This is a genomic window from Brackiella oedipodis DSM 13743 (assembly GCF_000621025.1).
GTDB lineage: Bacteria > Pseudomonadota > Gammaproteobacteria > Burkholderiales > Burkholderiaceae_B > Oligella > Oligella oedipodis.
On the sequence record NZ_KK211206.1, the window covers coordinates 288,955 to 305,856 of the forward strand.

The 16,902-nt window shown below is 45.5% G+C and carries 18 protein-coding genes and 1 pseudogene; 9 read left to right on the forward strand and 10 right to left on the reverse strand.

Translation table 11 applies throughout. The features are described from left to right. The first annotated feature begins 179 nt into the window (after positions 1-179). Genes Q335_RS0107830 through Q335_RS0107845 form a run of 4 tightly spaced genes read left to right on the forward strand, consistent with a single transcriptional unit; the run spans position 180 to position 3,852 of the window. Positions 180-620, forward strand: coding sequence for an Mth938-like domain-containing protein (locus Q335_RS0107830; protein ID WP_028358142.1), 441 nt, complete (start codon positions 180-182; stop codon positions 618-620). 45 nt (positions 621-665) lie between these two features. After that, positions 666-1,130: a peroxiredoxin gene (locus tag Q335_RS0107835; protein ID WP_028358143.1), complete on the forward strand. Its 465-nt coding sequence runs from the start codon at positions 666-668 to the stop codon at positions 1,128-1,130. 25 nt (positions 1,131-1,155) lie between these two features. Continuing rightward, on the forward strand, positions 1,156-2,844 hold the full coding sequence (locus Q335_RS0107840; protein ID WP_028358144.1) for a PhoH family protein: 1,689 nt from the start codon (positions 1,156-1,158) through the stop codon (positions 2,842-2,844). Positions 2,845-2,865: 21 nt separating this feature from the next. Continuing rightward, entirely contained in the window at positions 2,866-3,852 is a 987-nt protein-coding gene (locus Q335_RS0107845) for a bile acid:sodium symporter family protein (protein ID WP_028358145.1), read from the forward strand. Positions 3,853-3,967: 115 nt separating this feature from the next. Here Q335_RS0107845 and Q335_RS10075 read toward each other — a convergent pair whose 3' ends face one another. Further along, on the reverse strand, positions 3,968-4,702 hold the full coding sequence (locus tag Q335_RS10075) for a dienelactone hydrolase family protein (protein WP_169733511.1): 735 nt from the start codon (positions 4,700-4,702) through the stop codon (positions 3,968-3,970). Between the two features lie 77 nt (positions 4,703-4,779). On the opposite strand from Q335_RS10075, the gene Q335_RS0107855 reads away from it, so the two are divergent. Beyond that, entirely contained in the window at positions 4,780-5,247 is a 468-nt protein-coding gene (locus Q335_RS0107855) for a GatB/YqeY domain-containing protein (protein ID WP_028358146.1), read from the forward strand. Here Q335_RS0107855 and dinB read toward each other — a convergent pair. Next, entirely contained in the window at positions 5,230-6,318 is a 1,089-nt protein-coding gene (gene dinB / locus Q335_RS0107860) for a DNA polymerase IV (RefSeq protein ID WP_028358147.1), read from the reverse strand. The two genes, Q335_RS0107855 and dinB, sit on opposite strands and share 18 nt — an antisense overlap. Before the next feature lie 94 nt (positions 6,319-6,412). Between dinB and Q335_RS10325 the strand changes: the two genes are divergently transcribed. Together Q335_RS10325 and Q335_RS0107870 are read left to right on the forward strand one after the other, a co-directional pair. Further along, positions 6,413-6,571 (forward strand): hypothetical protein, encoded by a 159-nt coding sequence (locus tag Q335_RS10325; protein WP_169733512.1) that lies wholly within the window; start codon positions 6,413-6,415, stop codon positions 6,569-6,571. Then, positions 6,561-6,893, forward strand: a complete 333-nt coding sequence (locus tag Q335_RS0107870; RefSeq protein ID WP_028358149.1) for a hypothetical protein — start codon at positions 6,561-6,563, stop codon at positions 6,891-6,893. Before Q335_RS10325 ends, Q335_RS0107870 begins: the two co-directional genes overlap by 11 nt. A gap of 53 nt (positions 6,894-6,946) precedes the next feature. Here Q335_RS0107870 and Q335_RS09800 read toward each other — a convergent pair whose 3' ends face one another. Beyond that, positions 6,947-9,073, reverse strand: a complete 2,127-nt coding sequence (locus Q335_RS09800) for a UvrD-helicase domain-containing protein (protein ID WP_051532407.1) — start codon at positions 9,071-9,073, stop codon at positions 6,947-6,949. Positions 9,074-9,242: 169 nt separating this feature from the next. After that, on the reverse strand, positions 9,243-9,677 hold the full coding sequence (locus Q335_RS09805) for a hypothetical protein (protein ID WP_156929910.1): 435 nt from the start codon (positions 9,675-9,677) through the stop codon (positions 9,243-9,245). Positions 9,678-9,910: 233 nt separating this feature from the next. On the opposite strand from Q335_RS09805, the gene Q335_RS09810 reads away from it, so the two are divergent. Beyond that, entirely contained in the window at positions 9,911-10,168 is a 258-nt protein-coding gene (locus Q335_RS09810; protein ID WP_051532408.1) for a hypothetical protein, read from the forward strand. Between the two features lie 84 nt (positions 10,169-10,252). Here Q335_RS09810 and Q335_RS0107890 read toward each other — a convergent pair whose 3' ends face one another. The 5 genes and pseudogenes from Q335_RS0107890 to cysK all read right to left on the reverse strand — a co-directional run bounded on the left by Q335_RS0107890 (position 10,253) and on the right by cysK (position 15,206). Beyond that, positions 10,253-10,876, reverse strand: a complete 624-nt coding sequence (locus tag Q335_RS0107890) for an ABC-type transport auxiliary lipoprotein family protein (protein WP_028358150.1) — start codon at positions 10,874-10,876, stop codon at positions 10,253-10,255. After that, positions 10,873-11,814: an MlaD family protein gene (locus tag Q335_RS0107895; RefSeq protein ID WP_028358151.1), complete on the reverse strand. Its 942-nt coding sequence runs from the start codon at positions 11,812-11,814 to the stop codon at positions 10,873-10,875. The genes Q335_RS0107890 and Q335_RS0107895 overlap by 4 nt, the downstream gene beginning before the upstream one ends. A 249-nt stretch (positions 11,815-12,063) precedes the next feature. Then, positions 12,064-12,795: pseudogene (locus tag Q335_RS09815) on the reverse strand (ABC transporter ATP-binding protein); the annotation flags it as partial. An 86-nt stretch (positions 12,796-12,881) separates the two neighbouring features. Further along, positions 12,882-14,003 (reverse strand): MlaE family ABC transporter permease, encoded by a 1,122-nt coding sequence (locus tag Q335_RS0107905; RefSeq protein WP_028358152.1) that lies wholly within the window; start codon positions 14,001-14,003, stop codon positions 12,882-12,884. 228 nt (positions 14,004-14,231) lie between these two features. After that, a complete protein-coding gene (gene cysK, locus Q335_RS0107910; protein WP_028358153.1) occupies positions 14,232-15,206 on the reverse strand; it encodes a cysteine synthase A in 975 nt (324 codons plus the stop codon). A gap of 163 nt (positions 15,207-15,369) precedes the next feature. On the opposite strand from cysK, the gene Q335_RS0107915 reads away from it, so the two are divergent. Next, positions 15,370-15,699 (forward strand): DMT family transporter, encoded by a 330-nt coding sequence (locus Q335_RS0107915; RefSeq protein ID WP_028358154.1) that lies wholly within the window; start codon positions 15,370-15,372, stop codon positions 15,697-15,699. On the opposite strand, the gene Q335_RS0107920 is transcribed toward Q335_RS0107915, so the two are convergent. Then, positions 15,696-16,889, reverse strand: a complete 1,194-nt coding sequence (locus Q335_RS0107920) for an MFS transporter (protein ID WP_028358155.1) — start codon at positions 16,887-16,889, stop codon at positions 15,696-15,698. The genes Q335_RS0107915 and Q335_RS0107920 overlap by 4 nt on opposite strands. Positions 16,890-16,902: the final 13 nt, after the last annotated feature.

Consider the following 16,902-nt stretch of genomic DNA (forward strand, 5'->3'; position numbering starts at 1 on the left):
TGAGCCTTGACTACTTCGTAAATCGACAATGCTAAACCTATAAATCTAGCTGAAGTCAAAAGCACATTCAATCGGTTTTTTAATTTTTTGTACTTTTTTTTTGAAATTTGAAAATAAAGACAATCCAGATCTTTATTAACTTTATTATAGAAGCTAATACGAAGTGAATAGGAGACTCTGTGTTATTACAGCAGCAAGAAAATAAATTTGCCAATACCGTGACCTCTTACACCCTCGACTATGTAGAAATCAACAAAGAACGCTATCCCCACTCTGTGTTTTTTAAGCCCGAAGGCCCTATTCAAGCCTGGCCTGTCAAACATGTCCGCGACATTGATTACGATGCCCTCCTGCTGGCCAGTGGTGCCACCGCCAAAAAAGCCTCCGCCTTTGATTTTTTAGATAGCCCCGAAGGCGCTAGCGCCACCACCTTTGAAAATGCCCCCGAATTACTCATTATCGGTACCGGTACCGAGCAACATTTTCTAGATCCTAGTGTTTTGCAACCTTTTATCAAGGCGCGGATCGGCATTGAGTCCATGGACAGTAATGCTGCCGCTCGCACCTATAATGTTTTAATGTCAGAGGGTCGTAACGTCGCCGTTGCGATTCTTATTTAAGGGTTCAATTGCTGAACCTCTGTTTGTTGTTGATAAGGAGTACGTATGACGATCGAAGTACATAAACCCGTGCCTGATTTTAGTGCCACAGCCACCACGGGTGAACTGAAATTGAGTGACTTTCAAGGTCAATACCTTGTGCTGTATTTTTATCCTCGCGACAATACCCCGGGCTGCACCACCGAGGCCCAAGATTTTACCGCACAATATGAGCAATTTAAAAAGCTCAATGCTGCGATTGTGGGCGTCTCTCGTGACTCACTCAAGAAGCACGAAAACTTTATTGCCAAATATGATATTCCCTATCCTCTCATCGCCGATGAGGATGAGTCTTTATGTGAGTTATTCGGTGTCATGAAACTCAAAAAGCTCTATGGCAAAGAATCTCGTGGCATCGAGCGCAGCACCTTTTTGATTGATCCAAAAGGTCAATTAGTCGCCGAATGGCGTGGCCTAAAAGTCCCAGGACATGTCGAAAACGTTTTAGAGACACTCCGTAATCAAGCTTAACCCCTTGTTATTTTCAGGAAAATCAATGCCTCTACCACAAGCTCCAAGCAAACTTGCTGAAATTCTAGAAAGTTCAACCTTACCTAAATTAAAAGCGAGACCGCCACTTAATCCTAAATCTCCTAGCCAAACAGCCAACCGCAGCAATCGATCCAGCAGTCCCACGATTCAATACAAAACCAATACCCCCATCGAAGTCAACGCACTCAAGCCTAATCCCGAAACGCCCCCGCCTAGTCCATCGCACAAAACACCAAGTTCAGCACCCGTAGCCAAAAAAGCTGTGACCAAAAAAATCAGCAAGCGTCAAAAAAAGGAGTTGGCGGTCAACAAAATTTTTGTGGTCGATACCAATGTGCTCTTACATGACCCGACCTCAATTTTCCGTTTTCAGGAACACGATGTTTTTATTCCTATGATTGTGCTCGAAGAGTTAGATCACAACAAAAAAGGCCTGAGTGAGATTGCACGCAATGCCCGTCAAGTCAGTCGCTATTTAGACGCCTTAGTCGCGCACACTGAGCATGAACTCGAAAAAGGCATCGAGCTGAACCAACTGGGCCATGCCGATGCTACCGGTTGTTTATATTTTGAGACTGAAAAAGTCCCTTCTGAAACCACTAAAGATCTTTTCCCTGAAAGTAAAAACGACAACCAGATTCTCGATACGGTTTATAACCTAGCCCAACGTATCACCGATAAGCCCGTTGTGCTTGTCTCCAAAGACATTAATATGCGCCTCAAAGCTCGTGTCATGGGACTGGAGACCGAGGACTACCTCAACGATCACACCATGCACGATACCGATATGGTGTTTGATGGGTTTTCGCGACTGCCAGAGAATTTTTGGAATCAAGTCGATGAGAGCTTGCAGTCGTGGGTAGAAGCTGGCGTCACTTACTACAAATTTACTTCGGACCTAAACCATGAATTTGTCGTCAACCAGTTCCTTAGTCTCGAAGGCGATATGCCCCTGCAGGCGCAGGTACGACAAATTAGCGGTAATTCCACTGTGATTTCTACTGTACGTGATTACGGCAACAAGAAAAACAATGTATGGGGCATTAATGCGCGCAATATCGAGCAGAACTTTGCCTTAAACATGCTGATGGATCCCGAATGCGACTTTGTGACGATTCTTGGTCAGGCCGGCACAGGTAAAACCTTGCTAGCACTCGCCGCGGGTCTAACACAAGTGCTTGAGACCAAGCGTTATAGCGAAATTATCATGACGCGTGCCACGGTGTCTGTCGGTGAAGATATTGGTTACCTACCGGGGACTGAGGAAGAAAAAATGTTGCCTTGGATGGGCGCTTTGCAGGATAATTTAGAGTTTTTGCACACCGGTAATCGAGGTATGACGGGAGATATCTGGGAGCATAGCGCTGGCAAAGAATTGATTGAGTCTGTGATTCGCGTCAAGTCGATGAGTTTTATGCGTGGCCGCACTTTCTTAAATAAGTTCGTGATTGTCGATGAGGCCCAGAACTTAACCGCTAAACAGATGAAAACCCTAATTACACGCGCTGGCCCAGGGACTAAAATAGTATGTTTAGGCAATATTGCTCAGATTGATACCCCTTATCTCACCGAAAGCAGCTCTGGTTTAACTTATGTTGTCAATCGTTTTAAGGGATGGTCACATTCGGGGCATATTACGCTCCAAAAAGGTGAGCGCTCACGTCTAGCGGATTACGCCGCCGATGCGCTTTAATTGTAACTTTATTTTTGATTCATCATGAAAATCCTCGCCACTTTATTTAGCCGCTTTACCTTAATGTTGATTGCAGTTGTGATTATAGCCACACTGCTGCCAGCACAAGGCGCGGCCAAAGTGGCGACGGATGCCTTTACCAATATTGCGATTGCCTTGCTGTTTTTCTTGCATGGCGCCAAATTATCTCGTCAAGCCATCATACAAGGCGCTGGTCATTGGCGTCTTCATAGCTTAGTCTTTTTTAGTACCTTTGTTTTCTTTCCATTGCTCGGTCTGGCTCTACGCCCTATCGTGGAACCCCTAATGACTAAGGAGTTATACCTGGGCTTTATGTATTTATGTGTATTGCCAGCCACTGTGCAATCCGCAATCGCATTTACCTCGATAGCTCGCGGCAATATACCGGCAGCCATCTGTAGTGCCTCGGGTTCAAGTATTGCGGGGATATTCATTACCCCCTTACTCATCGCCTTGGTGTTAAGTGACTATAGCGATAGTGTGCCACCGATTACCTTAATGTCGGTCCTCAAAATCATTCTGATGCTTTTGGTGCCTTTTGCGGCTGGGCATTTCTCTCGTCCATGGACACTTGGCTTTATTAGTAAATATCCCAAATTAGTCGGTATTGTGGACCAAGGCTCTATCTTATTAGTGGTTTATGCGGCCTTCTCAGAAGCCGTTGTTGAAGGATTATGGCAAACCACCAGCTACCAAGCGCTGATCGCGGTGGTGGTAGTTTCATGTGTCATTTTGGCCTTGGCTTTAGCTTTTACGGCCATTAGTAGTAAATTGTTGGGCTTTGAACTAGCCGATCGCATCACGATTGTGTTTTGTGGCTCCAAAAAAAGCCTGGCCAATGGTTTACCCATGGCCAAAGTAATTTTTGCAGGACATCCGATTGGGGCTATCGTCTTACCCTTGATGATTTTTCACCAAATACAGCTGATGATCTGCGCTTGGATCGCCGAATACCTCAAACAACGTCAAACCCCGCCCACCCAATAACATTACAAGGCGCTTAAACCCAAGGTTCTATTGGATTCTGTTGAGTTCTATTGAGTTCTGTTGAATTCTGCTAGGATCTGTAGGCTCTAGGTTAAATATCTATGCCCACCTCCCATTAGTGCTTGGTCGCATCCGCTCGCAAGGCCTCGAGTTTCTCGAGGTCTGTGTCTTGCATGCCATAGGCCTCTTTCCACATCCATAATGGCACACACGTTTGTAGTCTCTGTAGCATTTGTTGGATCAGGACTTGCGCCAGCGCGGAACTTTCTTGGTTGGCGATATCAATAGTGGCATCGCCTTGCAACTGCGCAATAGAAGCTTGCGCTTTTTTACTATGGGCGACATTAATGACTGGATCTTGGGCGGCATGTAATAAATGAATCGTTTGTTTAAGATGCAGTGCCTCTTGGGGTATAGTCATAAACCCCGCCCCAAAAGTTATAAGACGTCCAGCAATTGGCTCGGCTAATTTGCTCAGTTCCAGCACCAGCGCGCCCGCCGCTGCCACCCCGATCACGGCTGTGGCGGCCGACTCTACCCCATATTGCTGCGATAATTCTTGGACCAAATCACGCCATTGTCGAGTCAATGTCGCCATGTCCTGATCAGATGTTAAAGCACCATTCCCCAGAGTGAGCACTTGATGCAGATGGTCTTCAAGCTCGACCGAATTTAAGCACACGCTAACGATACTGGCTTGAGGAAATTGAGCTTGAATACTGGCGACTAAATGCGCTAATTGGTCTTGGGCTTGTGTCTGCTCATAAGAGCGTGGATAAAGCACAATAAATAAGGCGCTACTTTGAGGGCTTTTTGCTGAGAGGCTTTTTTGTAAAGTAAAATAACTCATCTTAATATCTTCATACTCACCGATACTATGCATAGCTATCGGTCCATTATTTTTACACTACAAAGGTATATATAGACATGTCAGAAAATCTCAAGAACGTCATTATGGATCAAGTCAAACAAGCCATGCGCGCCAAAGACAGCAAGCGTTTAGGAACCTTGCGCATGTTACAAGCCGCGCTCAAACAAAAAGAAGTGGATGAACGCAAAGACTTGAGCAATGACGAGATAATCGCCATCATCGAAAAACAAATCAAACAACGCAAAGAGTCTGCTAAAGCCTTTAAAGAGGCCGGTCGTGACGACGCTGCGCAAGCCGAAGAGGATGAAATCAAGGTGTTGGAGCCATTTTTGCCAGAGCAGTTAAGTCAAGAAGACGTCTTAGCCGCTGTACAAAAAGTCGTCGCTGATTTACAAGCTCAAGGCCTTAGCGGCGGTGCGGCCATGGGTAAAGCCATGGGGCAACTAAAAACGCAATTAGCGGGCAAAGCCGATATGTCTAACGTCTCTGCTCTGCTTAAAGAACAGCTAAACAAACAGGGCTAGTTGTTTGGCAGCCAATTGCTTGTCTATAAATTCAGAAACCCCAACACCAATTAAGCGATAATGCTCGGCTTTGTCTTGTTCATCGAGGTGTGCAATTAATTGCTCTATGGTTGTCACAAAATGCGGTAATTCATAGAGGGGATTCGCTAAAGTGACAGACCGCGTTATGATCCTAAAATCCGCGGTCTTTAGTTTGACGGTAGCACAGTACCCAAATAAGCCCTTACGCTGACACTTAGCAATGACAGACTGCGCCAAGGCTAACACAGCCGTGCTCGCATCACCAAGGCTAAGATCTTGCTCAAAGGTAGTTTCGGCGGATATTTGCTTGGTCTCGCGATAAGGATTGACGGCGCGATGATCAATACCATAGGCTAGGTCATGCAAGCGGTAGCCATATTTACCAAAATTAAGTACTAATTCGCCTAAGCTGTGGGTTCTAAGATCGGCAATCGTATACATATGCAGGCGATGCAATTTAGCCAAAGTGACCTTACCCACACCTGGAATTTTTTCTAGGCTTAAATGCAGCAAAAACGCCTCGACCTGAGACGGTGAGATGACAAAAATGCCATCTGGTTTATTCCAATCGGAGGCAATTTTTGCTAAAAATTTATTGTTTGCAATACCCGCCGAGGCCGTTAATCCCGTTTGCTGAAAAATTTCAGCACGAATCGCTTGCGCTATCGCCGTTGCTGAAGCTGCGCCGACTTTGTTGGTGGTGACATCCAAATAGGCTTCGTCCAACGAAAGCGGTTCGATTAAGTCGGTGTATTTTCTAAAAATTTGATGAATATCGACCGACATTTGTTTATAGCGCGCAAAGTCAGGTTGGATATAAATGCCATTTGGGCAGAGTTTTTTGGCCTGCCGCACAGACATAGCAGAATGCACACCGAATTTGCGAGCCTCATATGAAGCTGTACAGACCACGGACCGATCACTTTGACCCGCCACTACTAAGGCCTTACCTTTTAGTTCAGGTCGTTTAAGAAGCTCAACAGAGGCGTAAAACGCATCCATATCGACATGGATAATTTTGCGCTGTGTTAATGCAGCATGCTCATTCATAAATAATAATCAAACATAGCAACACTATTTATTTTACAATAAGCAATAAGTGCCCAATTTGCGGCTCTTTACGATCCTCAAAAAAAGGAATTCCATGAAGAAGCTCTTAATTTGCTTGATCTCAGCCTTGTTACTCAGTGCTTGTGCAGAACCGCACCATGGCACCCCCTATGATGGCCCGCCTCCTCCCACGGATTTGACACCACCTACAGATTTATTAAGTGGTTCAAGTGGTTCAGGCCATGCCCAATAGTCTACAACCTGTTGTCAGTCGTCGTATAGACAACGGCATAGAGTTGCAATTGCAATTTGAAGACAAGCCCTTGTTTTTAGTGCTCGCACAGGCTGAACCAGATTTTGAGCTCATCCCGCAATGGCTGGATCAAGCGCGCTTTAGCGAGGGTCGCCAAGTGCATGTGGGCCAACTCGAGGCACAAAGTGATATTGAAGATGAGCTTTATGAACTCATGAGTCATACTCAGCCCCAAGACACGGTGGTGTTTTTTTGTGAGTCAATGGCTATCGTGAGCCAAGCTTTGCAAGCGGTGGGCTTTCAGGATGCCCCGCTCTCCTAATGACGCGATGGCATTCATTCAAGTCACGAGACTATTTCGCGTGAACCACGTCTTTAGCTGGCGATAGATCTCAATACACGAGCTAGCCAATTTATAGCGCCATATATCATTGTATTGATAGTACTATGATAGCCCACTTCGGTGGGCAATTTTTTTTGGATGGCTTTAGATTGACGTAGTTCTTGTATAAATCGGGAAGGATGCTCACTATGGTAATGTAGAAAGCATTGTCGTCGGGCTCTCGTGAGCGCCACATAAAACAACCGCCGCTCTTCTGCATACAGAAAATCCTCTGGTGCGGGTAATAAGGATTCAATTAAGCCACTACTCTGCTTCTCACTCGGAAACCCGTAAATTCCCTGATTCATTTGCAACACAATCACATAATCAGCCTCATTCCCTTTGACGGCATGAACGGTATGAGCGCTGATCTTTAAGACTGGATATTGCGCCTGCCAACCTTCTATGGCCTTGGCACTTGGTAAAAAATGCTGAAAGCGACTGAGAATGAAGACTGTATATGACGGCTGTTTATGCGCTTTGCTATAGACGGCAGACGTGGGGTGAGAGATATACTTACGCGTAAAACTGCGTTGTGTGTTTTGAGTGGCCAAGGGCGCCTGGTACGCCTTAATATCCTGAGTAATGCAGTGTAAGATCTGTGCCACCGTTTGCGATTCAGATACCAAGGTAATGGGTCGTAATCTGGGTATTTGGATATCAAGCGCAGGACTCATGCGCAGGTATTTGCGATTTTGTGCTGGGTTTTGCAGGACAAAATCACTACTTAGCTGACACATAGCCGTCTCAAAACGATAGGTCTGACTTAAAGCAAAGCGACGGCATGTCCCAAAATATTGCTCAAAATCCGTGCTGTAACGCACTTCAGATCCACTAAAGCGATAAATCGTTTGCCAATCATCCCCTACACAAAATAATTGCAACGCAGGGTGTTGTTGCCGCATGGCCCTGATTAAATTTGCGCGCGTCCGCGAAATGTCTTGAAACTCATCAATCAACACGTGGTCCCAAGGCACGATGAATCGTCGGCACTGTATAGCACGAATCGCCGCTTCAATCATAGAATTAAAATCAGTCTGCTGTTGTTGGCGCAATGCTCGCTTATAAGCGCGGGCCATATACAGCATCAGGACAGCGGCCGGGGCTAACGCGTGTCCCACGAGACGCTTTAGCGAGAGCCTTGGATATACACTCAAATATATCAATAGACCCTGTCTGAGCTCCTCAAGGATATGTTCAATCAAGCCTGAACTTCTACCAAGACGACATGGGTTCGTGGCACTACCTATTGCTTTTTGCTGACTGGCCGCTGATGGGCTTAACGTTTGAATAAATTGCTCAAAGATTTTGTAGCTTTCATATTCATTTTTTGCCGCATATAAGACCTTTAATTTAATGAGGTTTTGTGAGCTATAGTGCGCTTGTAAGCCAGCCAGCCGTAAGCTTTGTTGTTTACGTTCTGCCTGCGTGCTGGCTGGTGGTACGACCTCAATCAGTAGACATTCCTCGGGTAAATAAAAAGAACATAAATACGTTTGGTATTTTTTGACACGCCACGGATGGGGATCAATTCCTCGATAACGGTAGTGGATGTTGTAAATATACAAAAGATTGGCAACAATCAGCTCAGCCTGATGCCGTACGTAATCGTCATTTAGCGTACGCCAAAAAGCACTAGAAGCACTGGAATTACTGCTTGACTGTGCTGTGTATGCCACTGACCGCTGGGCGATTAAGGTTGCCCATAAATAATATTGACTTAATCGTGCCGGTGATTGACGGCACTGCCACAATAACTCCCTGTGGACAAAGCGCTTAAATTGCACCTCTTCACTCAACGGACTAAGACAAAGTTTAGTCGCCACACCCTGTTGGCTAATCCATAAGCCCAGACTATGGAAAGTTCTAACGCTTACCTGTTCGATGCCCGCCACGTTTGGTGCTAAGGCTTGCAAACGTTGTTGCATTTCTAAGGCCGCCTTTTGCGTAAAGGCTAATAATAAAATTTGCTCGGGCTTAACCTGGCGCTGAGTAATTAAATAAATCACTCTCGCCACCAAACTGCGTGTCTTGCCAGTGCCTGCCCCTGCCATTAGCAGGATGGACGGCGCCACGGCACTGACGGCTTGGTATTGTTCGGCACTTAATTGATTAAGCATAAATTGAGCCCATCACGCTGACACTAAAAGCTCAGTGTAAACAGCTTTAACACTCCAACTATGCCAGGAGGATCAAAAACTCATACCCAAAATAAAAACCCTTATCGCATCGTAGCGATAAGGGTTCATAAGACTTATCTGAAAGGCTTAGTAAAGTCTAAGCGTCAAATTAAGGAGCCGTACGAGAATAGTCTTGGATTTTTTGAGTAGGTTGAGCTACGCCTGCCCCTTGGGCTGGGTTAACACGTTTTTGGCGGAAACCATCAGGGGTTGGCTCTACTTGACCTGGCACAGCAGCAGGAACAGGAGCGGATTGCACTGCATTACCGGCTTGTTGGACAACTTCGCCATTAGGACCGTAAACCGTGGTTTGGGTAGTACCCGCCGCACCTGCAGCCACTTGATTGACAGTAACACCGTATTGTTGAGCTTGCGCCGCTTGCTCTGGGGTAACAGCCACATTCGTCGTAGTCATTTTAAGAGTAGGTTCAACATACATGTCTTGGGATTTAGCCCATTTAGAGCGATAATCTGGCTCGGCATGAGCAGCGACAGAACTCAGCGCTAAGACAGCGGTAGAAACTAGTAAAGCAAATTTTTTCATACTTTAGACTCCTAGGATTAATAATTAATACTATCTTATCACAATCAAACTTAGGCTTTTACCCAAAAAGAAACGCGACTATGCCTAAATGCAACAAAACATAACATAACTTAATAGTCTTAGTGCCAGTCGTTTTTGCGAGATACCCCGTTTATTAAAAATAATAAAGCCATGTAAAGCCGCTGTAGACAGGTATTTTTAGTTATAATACAAGCACCTTAGGAGATACACTCATGAAAAAATTTATCTGGTGCGCTTTGGCACTTGTTTTAGCGGGTTGTGCGTCCAACAGTACAATCGATTTAAGCAACACGAATAATTTTGGTCTCAAATGCTCTAAAGATGCTGCCACTGCACCCGATTGGAACCAATGCATAGAAAATGCCAATAAGACTTGCGGCGCCCAAAAAGCGGTTAACATTCAGCAACATGAACCCACAGGTTCTGGTTCTGCCAATGACGGCTATTTTGTCTCCTTCCAATGCGGCTAAGCGCCAGTCCACAAAAAAGCCTTTAATCTTTGTAGTGATTAAAGGCTTTTTTTGTAGCTACTGTTTGGCTTTAGTGCGACTGGACTAATGCGGTTGAACTTTAGGGTTATGCGCAGCCGCGGCCAACCAATTTAAGATGTCTGCTTGAAGCTTGCCGTTGGCTTGGGCAAACGCTTGCAAGACGTCTTTTAGCTCTTTGCCTTGACTTGCTTGGCGAGACTCAAAATGCTTAGAAACCACCTCACCTTGGCCTTTAGAGCCTGTGAGGTTAATATCGACATCAATCACAACCACTGGTGTATTATCTTCGTACTCAACCTGAAAGCTATTGAGATAAATGCCCATATCTACATTATTGGCATTGCCATAACCAGATGTGACAGCTTTAAATAAACCGGCTCGACGAATGGCCTGACTTAGACTATCGCGGAATACATTCGGTGCATCATCATTCCACTTCGCGCCCGCATACACATTTAAATCCCCTTGCTGGGTACGAACTACAATTCTTGGTCCGCTGATATATTTGTTGGCATAGGGATCATTGATGCGCAAAATATACGGTGCTGGCACGGGTGCCGTTTGGATGCTTACCGTAGAGTCCAGTGTATAAACATCAAGATCCGGCTGTGAAGGTAAAATCGTGCACGCGCTCATAATAGATGTCGCCGCGGCGAGGGCTAAACCGGTGTTGATTAATTTTCTCATGGATGGAACTCCCTTAACTTATTACCTTCGAGCAAGTAGGCGCCTGGATTTTTCTCAAAACTTCTGAGGATGGAATTGAGGGTATTGACAGAACGCTTAAATTCGTAAACGGCCGGACCAATTTCTTGTAAACCACTGACGCCATTGGCTAAGTTGCCTTTGTTTTGGTCTAAGACATGTTGGATATCTTTAGAGACTTTTTGGATAGACACCATCGCCTGAGCCATGGAGTCGACGGCTTTTTTGCCTGATTGATTCAGGATTTGATCCGTGGTGTTAGCCACTTTTTGGAAAGATTTAATGGCTTCACCAGAGCTATCGGCAATACGACGCAAGCTTGTGACCGTTGCACTAATATCCTCATCCTTGGCCGCAACAGCCCCCGTAATCGTAGAGACATGATCAATAATCTCGCCCATATTCTTAATGTTTTTCTCATTAAAGAGTTTGTTTACACTCACCATGGTTTCGGATAAGTTGGAAACCATGCTGCCACTGCCTGAAAGCAGTTGTGAAAGCGCCGATTGGGTCGCTTTAATGACATCTGGATCGTCCTCATCCTCGCCTTTAAGTTCTTTTGAGTTGGGGGTACCGCCACTCATGGCAATCACAGCTTGGCCAGTAATCCCGACAATCGAAAGACTGGCTTTTACGTCTTCATAAATCGGAATATCTTCACTGACGCGAATGTAGGCATAGACGCGATTGGTATGCTCTTTATCGAGCTCTAACTTCGTGACCTCACCGATTTTGAGGCCTGTAAATTGCACCTCACTACCTCGAGAGAGACCAGAGACGCTCTCGTTAAATTCGACCACATAATAGCGCCAGTTTTGGTCGGTCGCCATTTTGCCTAGCCAGAGAACGATTACAAGTGTGGCAATTACCCCTATAATCGTAAACAAACCGATAGTTATGTACCTAGCTTTTGGTTCCATGCCTTATCCTTGATTATCTTTAAATTCGTTGCTCTCAGAATCCTGCGCTTGCCGTTTCGAAGCCATATGGCTATCGTTCGCTTTAGCTTGTGAGGATACGTCACTGGCGTCATCGCCTTGCGACTTCGCTTCAGCTTGATCCGCTTGCTTACGCTTATCTGCGTCAGTGGTATTGTTGTCTTTACTGTCTTTTTTATTTTTATTAACTTTGTCGTTTTGCGTTTGTTCGTTTTGCTCAACATTGTTTTCATGGGTTTGCTGAGCAGCACGTGCGCGAGGACCGTGGAAGTATTCCTGAATCCACTCATTGTCGATTTGCGAAACTTCCTCTATCGTACCGGTAGCGTAGACTTTTTTGTCATAAAGCACAGCGATACGATTACATGCCGTATAAAGCGAGTCCAGATCATGGGTCACTATAAACATGGTCAAGTCCATCGCGTCGCGCAAGGTCAGCATAAGATTATCGAACTCAGCCGCACCGACAGGATCAAGCCCCGCGGTTGGTTCATCCAAAAATAAAATCGCCGGATCTAACGCCAAGGCTCGAGCCAAGGAGGCTCGTTTAATCATCCCGCCTGAAAGCTCAGAAGGATATTTGGTACTGGCATTAGCGGGTAAGCCCGACAGAAGAATCTTCATCACCGCCACCTCTTCGGCTTCTTTACGACTCATGCCCGCTAATTCGATCAAGGGAAACGCCACGTTTTCTTGGACGGTGAGCGATGAATAGAGCGCGCCTTGTTGGAACAACACACCCATATTGCGATTCAAAAAAGAACGATCTTCGGCTTTGACATTATCAACCTCTTTGCCTAAGATCTTGACCGTTCCTTCATTGGGGCGACGCAAACCCACAATCGATCTTAGTAAAACGGATTTACCGGTGCCTGAGCCACCCACAACACCCAAAATATCGCCTTTATAGACGTCCAAATCGAGACCATCATGCACGCGATGATCGCCAAACTGATTGACCATGCCACGCACTTCAATTACGACTTTTTTGTCGTCTTGATCTTGTTTGGATGGTTTAGAATGATCTGAAGACTGCTTGTTTTGGTCCATTACCAGCCCATCTCCATAAAAAAGATAGCCGCAATGGCATCTATTGTAATTACCACAAAAATGCTTTGCACCACACTAGAAGTCGTGTGCTCACCCACGGATTGCGCACTACCACCGACTTTAAAACCCTCACAACATCCGGTCACGGCAATCATAATGGCAAAAATCGGAGCTTTAGAGAGGCCAACAAAAAAATGACGAATTGGGATATTGCGAATAATTTCGCTATAAAGTGTGGGTGAAATATCCAACATAAACACACATACGGCCAGGCCACCCAAAATACCACTAATCATGGCAAAAACCGTGAGGATAGGCATGCTGATCATCAAGGCCCAGACCCGAGGAATGACTAACATCGCCATAGGATCAACCCCAGAGGAGCGCAAGGCATCGATCTCTTCGTTGACCTTCATGGAACCGATCTGCGCCGCGTAGGAGCTCGCGGTCCGACCCGCAATTAAAATCGCCGTGAGCAATACTGCAAATTCCCTAAAGAAAGAAAAGCCCACTAAATGCACGGTATAAATTGTCGCCCCAAAATTAGAAAGGACGGTCGCGCCCAAGAAAGCCACCACAGCGCCTACCATAAAATTAAGTAAGACAATAATTGGCACCGCCTTAAAACCATTACTATCGATGGCTGAAAATACCGCGGTAATACGCCAATTGGAAGGCTTGAATACGGTATGAAACACAACCAGTAAGGTCTCGCCAAAAAAAGACAACCAGATAAGCATGGCATCGCGAAACTTAAGCGAAGCCTTGCCTGTGGTAATTAAGAAATCATACCAATGCGTCTGGACTTGGGATTTTTTGAGACCCTCTGGATCATAGGCTTTGTTGACGGTCTCGATGAGATCGTGATAGCGACTCGGCACACTGTCCTCTTCGGACAATAATTCCTCCATGCGATCTTGACCCACTGCTTGAATTAAGACATAAGCGCCATTGGTATCGAGGTGATCTAAGCCCTCAAAATCAATCCGCAGATCCTTGTTGTGCTCTTTTTGGGTCAGTTCGTCCTTGACTTTAAGAAGATGGCTAATATTTTTGAGTGTCCAATCACCCTTAATGGATAATTTATCATCTGACTGATATTCGAAATATTCAGAAGCCATGTTTCAAGTCTGGATGTGTCAAGTCTGGAAAAATACCTTAGCGAGAAACACTAAGATGTTAGAGAATAAGTAAGTTTCATTATAATGAAATTTAAGCAATCGCAATTATTTTATTTGTTTTTTTGAAAAACAGTCGCTAAAGCAACTCGATGCTCATTTCGCAAAAAAGCATTGCTATAAACACCGTTATAGCAATGCCTTAAGTGTCTGCATGAGTTGAGCGTAGACTTATTTGCTCAGACCATTTTCATCAAACAGATCGGCAAATAAGATACTGCTGAGATAACGCTCACCAGAGTCAGGCAGAATCACGACGATCACTTTGCCTTCATTTTCGGGCTTATTGGCAATGCGTAAGGCCGCGGCAATCGCTGCACCACTAGAAATACCAGAAATAATCCCCTCTTCGGAAGCCAGTAAACGGGCGTACTTCACAGCGTCCTCATTACTGACTTTTTCGACACCATCAAGCAGGCTTAAGTCAAGAATCTTAGGAATAAAGCCAGCGCCTAGACCTTGAATTTTGTGAGGACCGGTTTTGATTTCTTCGTTATTGAGTGTTTGTGAAATCACTGGACTGTCGGCGGGCTCAACAGCAATTAACTGAATCGCTTTGTTTTGGTCCTGTTTGATGTACTTACCGATACCCGTGATGGTACCACCTGTACCTACGCCGGCGACCACTATATCAACCTTACCGTCGGTATCCTGCCAGATTTCTGGGCCGGTGGTCTCTTGGTGGATTTTGACATTGGCGGGATTATCGAATTGACCTAATAAGACATATTTAGAGTCATTTTCAACTAATTCGTGCGCTTTAGCGATGGCACCTTTCATGCCTTTGGCACCTTCAGTGAGGATAAGTTTGGCACCAAACGCAGCGACTAATTTGCGACGCTCGATACTCATGGTATCTGGCATCACAATAGTAATAGGGATACCCAAGCTGGCGGCGACATAAGAAAGCGCAATCCCAGTATTACCGCTGGTGGCTTCGATGATTTCTTTGCCTTCGCCAAGAATGCCTTTGTCTAGTGCGTCTTTGATGAGGCTAACGCCAATGCGATCTTTGACGGAGTAAGCTGGGTTACGACCTTCGATTTTGGCAAGAATAGTGGCCTTACTATCTTTGCTGAGTTTATTGATTTGGACGAGTGGTGTGCGACCAATGGCTTCGGCATTGTTTTTGAACCATTTACCCATAAGATGACTCCTTTTATTAAAATTAATGGCAAAAAAGCGCTAAATATGCACTTATAAGCATGCAATTAGATTAGTATAATAGTCTCCTTTATTTAATAAAACCATTTTTTGACTATAGTTTTATTACTTTTAATCATATAAAAAGGCATTTGTCATGCTTTATATCGCCTATTTATATTTGGGATTAGCGATCGCCGCCGAAGTCTTTGGTACCTTTTCTCTCAAACAAGCCAATGGCTTTTCTGCTTGGTGGCCGTCTATTCGAGTGATTTGTGCCTATATCGTATCGTTTTATTTTTTGTCCAAAGCCATTCAGTCCATCCCTGTCGGCATCGCCTATGCGATTTGGTCTGGGGTCGGCATTGTGGCCTTGGCCTTGATCGGTAAGATTTTTTTAAAGCAATCCCTAGATACGGCTGCCATCATAGGCATGGGCTTTATTATTCTAGGGATTTTGATTATGAATCTATTTTCACGCAGTGTTGGCCACTAAAGCTGTGCTGGCTGAGGCGCGGTTTTTTTGAAGTAATGCATCGTGTACAAGCACAGCGCCAAACCCAATAAGGAAGCAATACTCCCCACAATGCCAGGTGAGCCCCAACCAAAGCCAGCATCCAAGGCCAAGCCGCCCAAAAAAGGTCCCAAGGCATTGGCAATATTAAAAGCACTGTGGTTGAGCGCCGCGGCAAGCGTTTGAGCATCTTTGGCGTTGTCCATCAACTCAACCTGCACTAAGGAGCCGGCGGCACCTAACAGACCAATCATCAAGGCCACTACGGCCACCCCTAACCAGTGCTCTACTACTACAGAATAGAGAAACAAAGCCACGGCTGAAAACAAGAGTAATGTGGCGATGCCACGCAAAGGTTTAGCCCCAAAGAGCCGTGTGACAAAAATATTAGAAAACGTCATGCCCACCCCAAACAAGCACATAATGGGTGGCACCCAAGGACGCGGCACATTGGCCGCTTGAATCAAGGCAGACGCGGCGTAGGTATATACACTAAACATGCCACAGAATCCTACAATGCCAATGCCTAATAACAACCAGACACGAGGATTTCTGAGGGCACCCAATTCTTGGATGGGATGGGTTTTTAAGGTGTTGACTGGATTCGTACTAGCAAAAAAGCGCCACACCATATAAACATTAAAAAGACTTAAGGCGCTCACGAACCAAAAATTAATACGCCAGCCAAACAGCTCGGCGAGCCAGCCGCTACAGAGCACCCCTAGAATAGTAGAAACCGTTAGCCCCGTCATGACTAATCCTACCGCTTGGGCACGTTTGTGCTGCGGCACCAATGAGACGGCCACTAAAGAAGCCACACCAAAATAAGCCCCATGCGGTAGCCCCGCCAAAAAACGCGACAATAACAAGAAGTTATAGTGTGGTGCGAGAGCAGAAACCGCATGCAACAAGGCAAAAAACAGCATTAACGCAATTAAGAGTTTGCGTTTAGACCACGTCGCAAAGACGATCGAAATCAGCGGCGCCCCTACGACGACACCCAGGGCATAAGCCGTAATTAAGTGACCGGCTGTCGACTCCGCTATTTGAAAATCATCAGCGATAAATGGCACTAAACTCATGGTGGAAAATTCGGTCGTGCCAATCGCAAAGCTGCCGATGGCCAGCGCAAAAAGTAATAAACGGGCAGCCTTCTGTGAGGTGGTTTGCATTTTACGTTATTGG